The organism is Collinsella sp. LCP19S3_A6 (assembly GCF_052122015.1).
GTDB lineage: Bacteria > Actinomycetota > Coriobacteriia > Coriobacteriales > Coriobacteriaceae > Collinsella.
Genome location: NZ_JBQKDD010000018.1, coordinates 1 through 13,251, shown reverse-complemented (window position 1 = coordinate 13,251; position 13,251 = coordinate 1). Strand labels below are relative to the sequence as shown.

Below are 13,251 nucleotides of genomic sequence, written 5' to 3'. Positions count from 1 at the left end.
AGAGTACTGCGGGGCCAGCCCGTGGGAGGCCAGGGCGCCGCTGACCGGTGGACGGCACCGAGCCGTCATCGAGAATCGAGAAGGGGGAGGCCTCGCGGCCTCCCCCTTTTTCGTTTCTCAGGCAATTTGTCTCACATAGTAGCTGTGTTTTATAACCCTCGTTTGTCGCATCTTCTTTGAACGGGCTACAATATCGTAGTCTGTGTAGCATGGAGGTGAATATGGCTGAAGCTGGTATCGGCGTTGATATCGTCGAGATTTCCCAAATGAAATCAATCCTTGAGAAGACGCCGTCGTTTGCCCGGCGCGTGTTTACCGATGAAGAGCGTGCGTATTGCGATGCGTCGTCTCGCCCTGCCGCTCATTATGCCAGCCGCTTTGCCTCTCGCGAAGCGGTACTTAAGGCACTTGGAACGGGGTTTAGTCAGGGCGTTGGACGTAAGGACGTTTCCGTAACACGCGATAGGCTCGGCAAGCCAAAGGCTCTGCTTTCTGGTCGCGCTCTCGAAATCGCCCAGGATTTGGGTGTTGTCGAGGTTGCTCTTTCTATTACCCTTACGGGTGACTTGGCTGTCGCTAATGCCATTGCGATCACCGAGGATGCTCGACCTAAGCCTAAGGAAGAAAAAATGAGCACCAAGGAGCGCGTTGCCCAGACATTTAAAGAGGCTCGTTCTGTATTGGATGAGCTTGAACAGCTGCAACAATCTGCTTTGTCGGAGCATTTGATCGATGATCCGCAAGATACGCAAGGAGCATAGATGAAACCGGTTTTGAGTACCGAGGAAGTCGTTCGCCTCGAGGATATCATCGAGCGCGAGGGCACCTCGAAGGCCGAGCTCATGGAGTTGGCAGGTGAATTTGCAGCCAACGAGATTTTAAAGCTCAACCCTGATCGCGTTCTTGTGCTGGTCGGCTTTGGCAATAATGGCGGTGATGGTTGGGTCGCTGCGGATATCCTGACCCATAAGGGCGTTGATGTTGATATCGTTTCTCCAGTTGAGCCGGATGAGATTCCTGCTGCCCTTGCTCGTCACGTTGCCCGTCGCACTGCCGGTCGCGACGTTCATGTGTGCGTTGGGCCTTCGCGAGACGAGCTAGAGGTTCTCATTAACAAAGCGGATGTCGTGGTCGATGCTATTTTTGGCACCGGTTTTCACGGCAACCTTCGTGCGCCGTTTTCTATTTGGATTCCTACGGTTAACGAGTGCGCCGATCACGTTGTTTCTATCGATGTTCCCTCGGGCCTGAATGCCGAGACGGGCGTTGTGGATGATGACTGCATCCGTGCCGAGCGTACCGTGACGATGATTGCCCCTAAGATTGGCCTCTACAGCGCTGACGGTCCGGAGTATGCTGGCGACCTGGTGTGTGGCGGTCTGTACGACCGCCTCGACGAAGTTATCGATGATGTCGATCATGCTGCCGAGATCGTTGAGCCCGGTGATCTGGTGGACTACTTTGCCCCGCTGCCCACGAATATCGATAAGTATTCGCGCGGCTCTGCGCTCATCGTTGCCGGGTCGGCACAATATCCTGGTGCCGCCATCATGGCCGCAAAGTCTGCCGCTCGTGCTGGTGCCGGTTATGTGGCCGTTGCGACGCCCGATGCGTGCGCCAACCTTATTCGTATGGCGCTCCCGTCGATTCCCGTTTTCGCCATTCCGTCTGATTCCCGTGGATCTTTTGGTGCCGCTGCGCGTATGACAGTGTGCGAGATTGCTAAGAAGTACAGCTGCGTTGTGTGCGGGCCTGGCATGACGACGTCTGCCGGATCGATGCAAGTCGTTTCGGGTCTGCTTGAGCTCGATGTGCCGCTTATCCTAGATGCAGATGCGCTCAACTGCCTTGCCAAGATTGCAATCGACGGCATCGACAGTAATCCTGAGATGTACCGTCGCGAGCAGCCGCTCGTTATGACGCCGCATTATCGCGAGCTTTCGCGTCTCGTTGCCGGCGACGAGGTCAATGATCTTGGCACTGCGATTGCCGCTGCTCAAAAGATTGTCTGGGCTGCCGGTTCCGATAATCTCGTTGTTATCGCTAAGGGCCCGACGACGGCCATTTGCGGCGTCGAGCGCGTGCTGCTGCCGCTTTCGGGCCCAGCGTCGTTGGCGACCGCTGGCTCGGGTGATGTCCTCGCAGGTATCCTTGCAGGAACGCTTGCGACCATGCGTGACGAGATGGACCGTTGGGAGCTGCTGTACTCGTATGCCGTCGCACTCCACAGCTATGCCGGCTTTGCTGCGGCGACGGAGTATGGCGAGAAGAGCGTTATCGCGACCGATCTTATCGACTTGATCGGTCCCGCCATGGAATTGGCGGCAAAGGATGCGCTCGATGATCTGGGAATCATGGACGAAGGGTCGGATGACTAATCATGAATAAAGCCGATTTGACGCGTTGGTCCTGGGTCGAGATCGACCGCGGGGCGCTCCGCCGCAATACGAGGGCCTATAAGAACTTGCTAGATCCGCGTCAGCGCCTGTGCTGCGTGGTTAAAGCCGATGCTTATGGTCATGGAGCCGTCGAGTGCGCCAAGATCATGTATTCGGCCGGTGCCGACATGTTTGCCGTGGCGACGGTCAGCGAGGGTATTGAGTTGCGCCAGGGCGGAATCACCAGACCCATCCTGATTCTAAGCGAGCCTCCCATCGAGGCTATTCCTTCATTGCTCGAGTTCGATATCATGCCCTCGGTCTATACGTCCGATTTTGCTCTTGCGTATGGTGAATGTGCCGTCGCGGCGGGCAAGGTGGGCAAGTATCATCTTGCCATCGAGACAGGTATGAACCGCATCGGCGTTCACTACACGCAGGTGCTCGACTTTGTCCGCGGTATTAATTTCCATCGCGGTATTCAGTGCGACGGCGTATTTACGCACTTTGCCACGGCCGACGAACCATCGGGTTGGGACTACAAGCTGCAGTGCCAGCGCTTTACCGAGGCCGTTCAGGCCATTAAGGATGCGGGTTTTGAGTGCGGTATCGTGCACTGTGCCAACACGCCGTCCTCGATGCTCGACCCCTCGATGCATTTTGATATGATTCGCGCTGGCGTTGGCTTGTATGGCATGCAGCCGTGCGAGCTGAGCGGCCGCGTGATGCAGCTTGATCCCGTTATGAGCGTTCATGCGCGCGTGACGCGCGTGGCGCATCCTGCGATGGGCGAGGGCGTAGGCTACGGTTTTACCTACCGCGTACCGCGCACACGCGTTCAGATCTGCACGCTGCCGATCGGATATGCCGACGGCCTTTCGCGCACGCTTTCCAATCGTATGGACGTGCTGTATCGCGGTGAGCGCGTGCGTCAGGTCGGAAATATCTGCATGGATCAGTTTATGGTTGCCATTCAGTCCAACCCGGCTCACGAGATTCCCGAGGCCGAACATGGCGACGAGATGATAATTATCGGTCGCGATGGCGATGCCGAGATTACCATGGATGAGATGGCGCGCCTGCGCGGCACGATTAACTACGAGGTCGCCTGCGGCTTTGGCATGCGTCTCGACAAGGTCTACGTGTAGGAGCCGCTATGGGCGTTATGCACATCCCCGGCCATAGCCATCAGGCGCCGCGCGAAGTTGCACTCGAGGAGATCGAGGCCGTCCTGGGTGATTGCCGCCTTTGCCAGCTTTACCAGTCGCGCCACAATATCGTGTTTGGGGTGGGAAACCCCCGCGCTCGTGTGATGTTTATTGGTGAAGCGCCGGGCCGTAACGAGGATTTACAGGGCGAGCCCTTTGTGGGGGCGGCGGGTGAAGACCTCAACGGCATTCTGTCCCTGGCGGGTCTTAAGCGTGAAGATGTCTATATCGCCAATGTGCTTAAATGTCGCCCGCCGGGAAACCGCAATCCGCGTCCCGAGGAAGTGCTTGCTTGCTCACCGTTTTTGCGCGAGCAGATTCGAAGCATCTGGCCCGATATCATCGTGACGCTCGGCAATCCCGCAACGCACTTTGTGCTCAAGACCGAGATTGGCATTACCAAGCTGCGCGGCAGGTTCCATCAGATGGGGCACTTTGTGGTGATGCCGACGTTTCATCCCGCGGCGGCGCTGCGCAATCCGGCGTGGCAGGAGTTGCTGGAGGAAGACTTTAAGATGCTGGGCGACTATCTGGTGCGACATCCCGCGCCAGAGGGCGCCTCGGAATAATAAGGAGCGTATATGTCCCTGGAGCGCCTGGGGCTAGGTACCTACAAAACGGCTCGTACTGCCGATACGGAGCATTTTGGCGAGTTGGTCGCACCGTGTCTAGAAAATGGCGATGTGCTGATACTGACCGGCGGCTTGGGCGTGGGAAAGACCCACTTTACCAAGGGCGTTTCGCGCGGCTTGGGCGACGGGCATATGGTCACGAGTCCTACGTTCGCGCTCATGGCCGTTCACGACCAGGGGCGTATTCCGCTGTTCCATTTTGATCTGTACCGCTTGGAGCATGCCTACGAGCTCGAGGATACGGGCATTTTTGACGTGCTCGGCTATGAGGGCGCTTGCCTGTTGGAATGGGGCGAGCAGTTTCAGGACGAGCTGACGGATGAGTATCTCTCGGTGACGCTTAGGCGCGATGAGGACGATAGCGACGTGCGAACGATCGCGCTCGAGGCGCACGGCGAGCGCGCGACGGAGCTTTTCGATTTGATTGATAAGGCTGTACAAGATGAGCTTGCATAACGACAACGCGCTGGTAGTGGCGCTCGATACTTCGACCGACATGCTTGCCTGCGCGGCAAGCTGGATTGATGAGCAGACGGGCGAGGCGAAGCTGGTGAGCGGGGACCATCTGTGTCGTCGCCATGCCAACGTGGAACTTGTGAATACCGTCGATGGCGTGTTGGCACAGGCCGGGCTGAATCGCGGCGATGTCGGCTGTTATGTGGTTGGACGCGGCCCGGGTTCGTTTACGGGCGTTCGCATTGGCATCTCGACCGCCAAGGGTCTGGCGCGCGGTGCCAACGTGCCGTTGCTGGGCGTGTCGACACTTGACGCTTGCGCCTGGACGGCGTGGAAGGCTGGCGTGCGCGGCAAGCTTGGTGTTCTTGCCGACGCCATGCGTGGCGAGGTGTATCCGGCTCTGTACGTGCTGGGGGACGAAGGCCCCGAGCGTCTGTTTGAGCGCGAACACGTGGTCAAAGCCGCCGTGGCGCTTGATGAGTGGCGCCAGGCCGCGGACTGGGGCCAGGTTAAGCTGACTGGTGACGGTCTCGTACGTTATGGCAAGCTGCTGAGTGAGGACGAGACTGCGCGCTGCGTGGAACGAGACCTGTGGTGGCCCTCGGGCGAGGGCCTTCTGATGGCGCACGCCGCGGGCGACGGTAATCCGGCTCGCGTTTTGCCGATCTACACGCGTCTTTCGGATGCCGAGGAAAATGAGCGCAAGCGCCTTGGGCTTGCCGAGAGCGCCCAGAGCGAGATTACGGGTGTTGCCGACGAGCTCGCCGGCCGCCATCTGCAGTTCCGTCCCATGGGCGCGGCGGATGCCGAGGGCGCGAGCGCATTGGAGGCCGCCTGCTTTGAAGGCGCCGGACACGAGGCGTGGACGCCGGGCATGTTCCTGTCCGAGCTGGGCGAGGGCGTTGCCGCGCCGCGTAGCTGGTGGGTGGCGCACGACGACGGTCAGCTGCTGGGACTTGCCGGCGGCATGGTCGTCGACGGTGACGTTCAGATTATGGACGTCGCGGTTGATCCTGCTCATCGTCGCGAGGGCATTGCCCGCAAGCTGCTGTCGCACGTGAGCTATGACGCTCAGATGCTCGGCTGCACCACTGCTTCGCTTGAGGTTGAGGACGGCAACGAGGGTGCGATTGCGCTCTATAGCGCCTTGGGCTTTACCGAGGCGGGTCGTCGCCGTGGCTACTACGGCGTCGGCAAGGATGCCATCGTCATGACGGCGTCGCTGCCCCTGGTGCTTCCTCTCGACAATGCCTCGCCCGAGCCAACGGCTGCCGAGCAGCGCGTCTGGCCGCTGCCTGAGCCCGAGCGCACCGCCGAGGAGCGTGCCGAAATCGAGCGCCGTCGCCTAGTTCTTGCCATCGAGAGCTCTTGCGACGAGACGGCTGTTGCGATTATCGATGCGGACGGCAATATGCTGGCCAACCAGGTGTCGACGCAGATTGATTTTCATGCTCGCTTTGGCGGCGTGGTGCCCGAGATCGCCTCGCGCAAGCATGTCGAGGTGATTGTGAGTGTCGTAGATGCGGCGCTTGAAGATGCCGCGGTATCGCTTGGCCTTGAGGGTGGAGCGATTGCGCCAAGTGAGCTTGCCGCCGTGGGTGTGACGCAAGGCCCAGGCCTGGTGGGTGCCCTGGTGGTGGGCGTCGCCTTTGCCAAGGGCTTTGCGTATGCTGCCGGTAAACCGCTCGTGTGCGTCAATCATCTGGAGGGTCACCTGTTCGCCAACCTGCTGGCGCAGCCCGACCTTAAGCCACCGTTTATCTTTACGCTTGTCTCGGGTGGGCACACCATGCTCGTGCACGTAAAGGCATGGGGCGACTACGAGGTGCTTGGCGAGACGCTGGACGACGCCGTGGGCGAAGCCTTCGACAAGGTTGCCAAGGCGCTGGGCCTGGGCTATCCCGGTGGCCCCATCATCTCCAAGCTCGCCGAGACGGGCAATCCCCGCGCGATCGATTTTCCCCGTGCGCTTAACAGCAGGGGAGACTATCGATTCTCGCTTTCGGGCCTCAAGACGGCGGTGACGCTCTATATTGAGCAGGAGACCAAGGCTGGGCGCACGATTCACCTGCCCGACCTTGCGGCCTCGTTTGAGGCGGCGATCTTTGACGTGCAGTACAAGAAGGCCAAGAACGCCCTGCACGCCACCGGGTGCAAGGAGTATTGCATCGGCGGCGGCGTCTCGGCCAACCCGCATCTGCGCGAGATGATGATTAAGAAACTCGGGCGTCAGGGGATTCGCGTAACGGTGCCGCCTCTCTCGGCCTGTACTGACAACGCCGCCATGATTGCGGAGGTCGCTCGCCGCAAATTCGACCGAGGTGAAATCTCGCCGTTCGACGTCGACGCCGATCCAAACATGACGCTGTAGTCGTATGGGCGCGGTTCCCGACCGGAGGGGCCGGATATAAGGTTTCCTGCTCTACAGTCCTGCGCAAGACGAAGGCCACATTAAGTGGCCTTCTTTGCGTGCGGAACTCGCGATAAACCTTATATCCGGCCCCTCCGGTCGGGAACCTTTCTGTATCGATGCAGCTACTGAGCTGGTTCGGCGTCGACAACGTCCGGCAAGGTTAGCCAGCCTGCGTCGAATTTACGGCGTGCTTTAGCTGAGAGAAACCTACCTGATAATCGACTCAATATCTCGGCTTTTATATAGCAGTCGGCGGACTTCCATGACGTCGTCGATGACGACATAAAAAACCATGTAGTTGCCAACGTAGAAACGGTAATACGGGTGCGACCGTCTTCTTGTCGAAGGGTATGTTGGTGACATGGTTGGATTCTTGAGATGCTCGAGTATGCCTGCTTCAACATTGTCGACAAGCCTATTTGCTGCAGCGGGGTTATTGAGATCAAAGGCGATATATGACGCTGCTTGGCTGAGGTCCTCCCAAAATAGGGGAAGATAGCGGAGCTTATAGTGCCTGTTCATCGAGACCGCCGTCGAGCATTTTTCTGACAGAGCCAAAGACATCGTCGTGTGTATAGCGAAGTTGCATGCTGGCAGCCTGACGATCAGCGGCATCAAGTGCGCTCTCGATTGTATTGCACAGTGACTTGTACTGCTCAAAGCTCATGACGACCATAGAGCCCCGCCCGTTTTTAGTTAGAAAAACCGGACCCTCCTGTTCGACTTCGCGTTCAACATCCGGGTAGTGATTTCTAAGATCTGAGACTGGCCTAATATTCACAGCTACCTCCTGAGCTATCAGAATATTATCGTAATTATGATAACAGAGTTGAGATTTGGGATGGGAACTCCTCGGGGGCGGGGCGGGCGCCTGCCGCCATATATGAACTTTATCGCGAGTTCCGCACGAACAGGAGGCCACTTAATGTGGCCTCCGTCGTGAGCAGGACTGTCCGAGCAGGAAAGTTCATATATGGCGGCAGGCGCCCGCCCCGCCCCCGAGGAGCATCTCTCAAGCAAAAACTGTCGTTCGGTAAAGTCCGAGGTCAGTGACGTTTTATACCGAGAAATTCAAATAAAGTTGAAAATCCATTACATATTTGCGTTGACTTTAGGCAACTAAAGTTTCATACTCCTTTCCATCCACTGGGGGATGTGAACACGCACGGATCGTTCGCATCATGATTGAAGAGGATTTCTTAGACATGTTCACGCATCAGCTAAACATTATCAGCGTAGTAATTATCTGATGCGGGTTAGCACATACAGCTAGCCCGTACGATAACGGGCGGCTGATGAAGATGAGGGCCGTCGAGCGCAACCGACGGCCCTCATTTTTTATGTCTAGGAAGTTCTTTTTAGAGGAGGAAATGTAATGAACGGAGTTTTGCTCATGGTTGTGGCCACAGCGGTGCTCGCCTGCGGCTATCTGGGCTACGGCCGCTGGCTGGCTAACAAGTGGGGCGTTGATAAAGAGGCCCTCACACCTGCCAAGCGCATGAAGGACGGCAAGAGCTTCTCGCCCGTCTCCGCCTTCACCGCGTTCTCGCATCAGTTCAGCTCGATCTGCGGTGCTGGCCCTGTTACGGGTACGATCGTCGCCATGGCCTTCGGCTGGCTGCCCGTCGTGCTCTGGGTCCTCGTCGGCGGCATCTTCTTTGGCGCCGTTCACGACTTTGGCGCCCTGTACGCTTCGATGAAGAACAACGGCAAGTCCTTGGCTCAGCTCATCGAGAAGTACATCGGCAAGACCGGCCGTCGCCTGTTCCTGCTGTTCTGCTGGCTGTTCTGCATCATCGTCATCGCCGCTTTTACCGACATGGTCTGCAAGACGTTCATGTTCACCCCGGTCGTTGACGCCTCTGGCGCTGCCACCGGTGCCATCGACTTCACCAAGTCCTATGCCGCTGGCTGCGCTGGCACCATCTCCATCCTGTTCACCTTCGTCGCCATGGCCTTTGGTTGGGCTCAGAAGAAGTTCAACCTCACCGGCGCTGCCGAGTTCGTCACCGGCGTGGTGCTCATGGTCCTCATGTTCGCCGTCGGTATGCAGTTCCCGGTTTACCTGGACAAGTTCCAGTGGTTCGCCGTCGTCATGGTCTACCTGGTCTTTGCCGGTGCCATGCCCATCCAGATGCTCAAGACCCCTCGCGACTACCTCACTTCCATCATGATGATCGTCATGATTGTCTGCGCTGTCCTCGGCATCGTCGTCCTGGGCGTTAACGGCCAGGCCACCATCACCGCTCCGGTTTTCACCGGCTTTAGCAATGCCTCGGGCATGATGTTCCCGGTCCTGTTTGTCTCCGTTGCCTGCGGCGCTCTCTCCGGTTTCCACAGCCTCGTTTCTTCGGGCACCTCTTCCAAGCAGGTCGAGAAGGAGCAGGACGCCGTCAAGGTCGGTTTTGGCGCCATGATCGTCGAGTCCTTCGTCGGCATCCTCGCCATCATCGTCGCCGGCATCATGTTCTCCGACATGAACACTGCCGGTACCGGCGCCCTCAACGCCGGCGTCGCTTCCACCCCGTTCCAGATCTTCGCTGCTGGCATTTCTCGCGGTATGCAGGCCTTCGGCGTTGACGGCACGCTTGCTACCGTCTTTATGACCATGAACGTCTCCGCTCTGGCCCTGACCTCGCTCGACGCCGTCGCCCGCATCGCCCGCACCTCGTTCTCCGAGTTCTTTGCCCAGACCAACGACGCCCTGGCCATCGAGTCCAAGGCCGGCTACATGAAGGTCCTCGGCAACCCCTGGTTCGCCACGGTTGTCACCCTGCTCCCCGGCCTCGCCCTCGCCTTTGGCGGCTATGCCAACATCTGGCCGCTCTTTGGTGCTTCCAACCAGCTGCTCGGCGGTATGACCATGATCACCCTTGCCGTGTTCTGCAAGTGCACCGGTCGCAAGGGCTGGATGCTCTACGTGCCCGTCGCCTTCCTGCTCTGCTGCACCTTCACCTCGCTGGTCCAGAGCGCTATGGGCTGCATGACCGCCGTCCAGGCCTACGGCTTCTTCGGTACCATCCCGGCTACCGCCACCACGGCCGCCGTCTCCGTCGCCGCCACCAAGGGCCTGCAGCTCGTCTTTGCCGTCCTGCTGATGGTCCTGGGCCTCATCGTTGCCGTCAACTGCCTCAAGGAGTTCTTCGGCAAGGAGGCCGGTTCCATGCCCGACGAGGAGCCCGAGTGGTCCGAGATGGGCAAGGCCGAGTATGGTCGCGCTGCTGCTGCCGAGGCTCCCGCAGGCGCCGAGGCCGCCAAGGCCTAATCGACCTAAGGGATTGAACGTCACATCTATATGACTCGGAAAGGCCGGGTCCGCAACTGCGCGGGCTCGGCCTTTTTTCCATACAAAAGCTAGTGTGCCCGGGTGTTCTCGCAGATGTTTTGCGTGGATAGGGGCGTGCGTTGTACCATATAGACATATATGTGTGCATATGAAAGGGGCCCCGTGGCCAAGACGGTATATTCCGATAACCAAAACAACGTCGATGCCCTGGCTGAGCGTCTGAGCAGCCAGACGTCGCTTTCTGCCGAGCGTGCCAAGCTGGTTGCCTACGACCTGCTCTGCCGCAAGGCGCTCAAGATCAAGTCGAGTGCGCTGGCACAGATTTTCCGTTCCGTCGATAAGGAATGTGACACCAAGGCGATGCGCGATGAGCTTATCGCGGCAAAGATCGTTACCAAGATCGAGGGCAGCGGCGTTAACGGGCGCCCAGCGTTCTATACCATTAATGCCGAGATTCGCGATGTTCAGGAGCAGCCTGCCGAGGCTGCCGAAGAGGCCGTCGAGGACGTTGTCGAGGCGCCTGTTGCGGTGGAAACGGCTCCGCGCGAGAACGTCGACACCGATGAGCTGCTTGACGAGAGCGTCGTTCGCGCCTTTACGGCCAAGGCGGGCCGCGGCGGTTTTGGCGGGGGCGGCAAGCGCGATGCGCAGCGCCGTGCCCAGCAGGAGCGCTTCCGTCGCGCCGTGGCTCAAAAGGACGAGCTCGATACCGAGACTGTTGAGACCGAGGTTGCTGCCGAGTCGCAGAAGCCTGCGAAGGAGCAAAAGCCCGTGGAGGCCCAAGAGCCCAAGCGTCGTCGTGGTGCTCACTTTAAGGCTGCGCAGCAGGATGTCGCGCATGAGGTTGAAGAGCCTTCCGAGGTTACAGACGATGCTGAGGAGTCTGCCAAGAGGGCTCCGAGTTCGTGTCGTCCCGGTCGCGGCTTTGCAGGTCGCGCGTACCCCGTAAAGCGTCAGGAGAAGGGCAATCCGGCTTCGACCGCTCAGGCCGAGAAGGTCGAACAAACCGAGAAAACCGTTGAGCCGGCGGCTCGCGAGCAGCAACCTTCCGAGTCGCAGCCTGCGACTGACAACGAGGCCAAAGCTCAACAGTCCGCTGATAAGCAGGCGGGGGAGAGCGCCTCAAACAAGCCCCGTCGTCGTCACCGCGGCGGTCGTGGCTCAAATGCCGAGGCCGCGGCCGAGAAGGCAACGACACAAATCAGAGATGAGAAGGTCGAGACTCCGGAGGATCAGGTCAAGCGCCAGCCGGCGAAGGAGACTAAGTCTGATCGTCCGCAAAAGCACTCGTCCGCGCCCAAGCAGGAACGCAACACCCGGGCAGATTCCAAGCGTAAGCCCCGTGCACAGGCTGAGCCTGCCGCGGCCGATAATGCTGCCCAGCGGTCTGAGCCGACTGTCCACGGCGAGGTTTCGGCATTTGCCCTGGCCCACGTGCTGGGCAGGCAGCTGCTCAAGGTTGTCCCCACGCCTACGGCGCTCTCCAAGATTAAGGAGCAGCAGACCCAGATTGTAAGGGTTGAAGGCAAGGACGGTAAAAAGACGCCGCAGCGCGCTCAGCACAACGAAATGTCCAATCGCAAAATCGCGGAGGAGATTGCGATTATCCAGGCATGGATTGAGCAGAACCGCGGTGCCGATACGCCGGTTGCCTCGCGTCGCCAGCGCGCCTACCAGATTTTTAACGATGAGAAGGCCTTTGACGGCAAGCACGGCGAGCGCTTGATTCGGCGTATGACCGAAAAGGGCATCAGCATGCAGGCGATTAAGGTCGCCCCCAACCGCCCCGTGCACTTTACGGGCTTCTTTACGCTGGGTGCCGACAAGCCGTTCATTATGGTCGAGAACCTAGACACCTATGACGAGATCGTCAAGCTCTTGCGCGGCCGCAAGCACGCTAAGCTTTTTGGCACCAAGGTGGGTGGCGTGATCTTTGGCGGTGGCTGCAAGGCGAGCGTCTCGCACGCACTGGATGATTATCTGGCCGAGATCGGCTATCGCTTTAACTATGTCTACTACGTGGGCGATATCGACCGAGAGGGTGCGCGCATCGTCGAGCAGGCCCGCAATGCCAATGTGGTTGAGATTCGCTTGCATGCCGGCATGTATCGTGCCATGCTCGCCGAGCACAAGCGTCGCGTGAAAGCTGGCGGCGAGTGCGAGCCTGCGGCTGCCAATCAGGGTGTGCCGCAGAATTTGGCGGCGACGATCAAGGATCTGCCTATGGTCACGCGCGTACAGTTCCGCAATGTGCTGCGCGAGGGAGGTCGCATTCCTCAGGAGATTCTGATGACCGCCGACTATCGGGATGGCGACTCGGGAAGCTTCGACCGCATGCTGAACAATTAGGGACGCGTGGCCCCGGCGGGCCGGGCATTAAGTTTGCTGCTCTACAGTCCTGCGCAAGACGAAGGCCACATTAAGTGGCCTTCTTTGCGTGCGGAACTCGCGACAAACTTAATGCCCGGCCCGCCGGGGCCACGCGCCATTTTGTAGATGACGGCTCGCTTTTCGGAACGGGGCTGATATTTCTTGATGTAAGGCGCTCTTGGTCCTTTCGGGCTTGGGGTGTCTGTCTTTTGAGGGTGGATGAGCCGGCACTTGGGGACGTTCCTTTAGTGCCGGCACTTTGGGAACGTCCCCAAGTGCCGGTTGAGATACGGAGAGTCCGTTGTTGATATGGGACGGAGGGATTCCGCGTCCGCCTGCCGGCGGCCGCGCCCCGCTGCGTCGCTCCGCTCCTTGCGTGCTGCGTTGGAAAACGCTCCGCGTTTCCTCAGCTCCGCACCCTTGCGGGTTCGGATCCCTCCGCATGCCCACAAGAAAGCGCCCCGGGCTGATGAAAGCCCGGGGCGCTCAGTTACCTTGGCTGGGACGG

10 protein-coding genes are annotated in these 13,251 nt (G+C 59.1%); 8 read left to right on the top strand and 2 right to left on the bottom strand.

Annotation, left to right across the window (positions count from 1 at the left end; translation table 11 throughout):
- Nucleotides 1–221: 221 nt before the first annotated feature.
- Genes acpS through tsaD form a run of 6 tightly spaced genes read left to right on the top strand, consistent with a single transcriptional unit; the run spans nucleotide 222 to nucleotide 7,045 of the window.
- Complete coding sequence (acpS, locus tag ACTQVX_RS08700; protein WP_441055366.1) at nucleotides 222–761, top strand: holo-ACP synthase; 540 nt, start codon at nucleotides 222–224, stop codon at nucleotides 759–761.
- Complete coding sequence (locus ACTQVX_RS08695; RefSeq protein ID WP_427728959.1) at nucleotides 762–2,378, top strand: NAD(P)H-hydrate dehydratase; 1,617 nt, start codon at nucleotides 762–764, stop codon at nucleotides 2,376–2,378.
- Nucleotides 2,379–2,380: 2 nt separating this feature from the next.
- A complete protein-coding gene (gene alr, locus ACTQVX_RS08690; protein WP_441560905.1) occupies nucleotides 2,381–3,526 on the top strand; it encodes an alanine racemase in 1,146 nt (381 codons plus the stop codon).
- Between the two features lie 8 nt (nucleotides 3,527–3,534).
- Nucleotides 3,535–4,155: a uracil-DNA glycosylase gene (locus ACTQVX_RS08685; protein ID WP_154515160.1), complete on the top strand. Its 621-nt coding sequence runs from the start codon at nucleotides 3,535–3,537 to the stop codon at nucleotides 4,153–4,155.
- Between the two features lie 12 nt (nucleotides 4,156–4,167).
- Complete coding sequence (gene tsaE / locus ACTQVX_RS08680; protein ID WP_427719841.1) at nucleotides 4,168–4,674, top strand: tRNA (adenosine(37)-N6)-threonylcarbamoyltransferase complex ATPase subunit type 1 TsaE; 507 nt, start codon at nucleotides 4,168–4,170, stop codon at nucleotides 4,672–4,674.
- Complete coding sequence (gene tsaD, locus ACTQVX_RS08675) at nucleotides 4,661–7,045, top strand: tRNA (adenosine(37)-N6)-threonylcarbamoyltransferase complex transferase subunit TsaD (RefSeq protein WP_441540156.1); 2,385 nt, start codon at nucleotides 4,661–4,663, stop codon at nucleotides 7,043–7,045. The genes tsaE and tsaD overlap by 14 nt, the downstream gene beginning before the upstream one ends.
- A gap of 249 nt (nucleotides 7,046–7,294) precedes the next feature.
- Here tsaD and ACTQVX_RS08670 read toward each other — a convergent pair whose 3' ends face one another.
- Both ACTQVX_RS08670 and ACTQVX_RS08665 read right to left on the bottom strand, forming a co-directional pair.
- A complete protein-coding gene (locus tag ACTQVX_RS08670; protein WP_441064486.1) occupies nucleotides 7,295–7,609 on the bottom strand; it encodes a type II toxin-antitoxin system RelE/ParE family toxin in 315 nt (104 codons plus the stop codon).
- Complete coding sequence (locus ACTQVX_RS08665; protein ID WP_370450553.1) at nucleotides 7,593–7,868, bottom strand: type II toxin-antitoxin system prevent-host-death family antitoxin; 276 nt, start codon at nucleotides 7,866–7,868, stop codon at nucleotides 7,593–7,595. Before ACTQVX_RS08665 ends, ACTQVX_RS08670 begins: the two co-directional genes overlap by 17 nt.
- Before the next feature lie 594 nt (nucleotides 7,869–8,462).
- On the opposite strand from ACTQVX_RS08665, the gene ACTQVX_RS08660 reads away from it, so the two are divergent.
- Nucleotides 8,463–10,352 (top strand): carbon starvation CstA family protein, encoded by a 1,890-nt coding sequence (locus tag ACTQVX_RS08660; protein WP_441560903.1) that lies wholly within the window; start codon nucleotides 8,463–8,465, stop codon nucleotides 10,350–10,352.
- 183 nt (nucleotides 10,353–10,535) lie between these two features.
- Nucleotides 10,536–12,722 (top strand): hypothetical protein, encoded by a 2,187-nt coding sequence (locus ACTQVX_RS08655; protein ID WP_441560901.1) that lies wholly within the window; start codon nucleotides 10,536–10,538, stop codon nucleotides 12,720–12,722.
- The last annotated feature ends 529 nt before the right edge of the window (nucleotides 12,723–13,251 follow it).

Coding starts and splice junctions, on each gene's coding strand:
- acpS (WP_441055366.1), top strand. CDS start 222: ATGGCTGAAGCTGGTATCGGCGTTGATATCGTCGAGATTTCCCAAATG.
- ACTQVX_RS08695 (WP_427728959.1), top strand. CDS start 762: ATGAAACCGGTTTTGAGTACCGAGGAAGTCGTTCGCCTCGAGGATATC.
- alr (WP_441560905.1), top strand. CDS start 2,381: ATGAATAAAGCCGATTTGACGCGTTGGTCCTGGGTCGAGATCGACCGC.
- ACTQVX_RS08685 (WP_154515160.1), top strand. CDS start 3,535: ATGGGCGTTATGCACATCCCCGGCCATAGCCATCAGGCGCCGCGCGAA.
- tsaE (WP_427719841.1), top strand. CDS start 4,168: ATGTCCCTGGAGCGCCTGGGGCTAGGTACCTACAAAACGGCTCGTACT.
- tsaD (WP_441540156.1), top strand. CDS start 4,661: ATGAGCTTGCATAACGACAACGCGCTGGTAGTGGCGCTCGATACTTCG.
- ACTQVX_RS08670 (WP_441064486.1), bottom strand. CDS start 7,609: ATGAACAGGCACTATAAGCTCCGCTATCTTCCCCTATTTTGGGAGGAC.
- ACTQVX_RS08660 (WP_441560903.1), top strand. CDS start 8,463: ATGAACGGAGTTTTGCTCATGGTTGTGGCCACAGCGGTGCTCGCCTGC.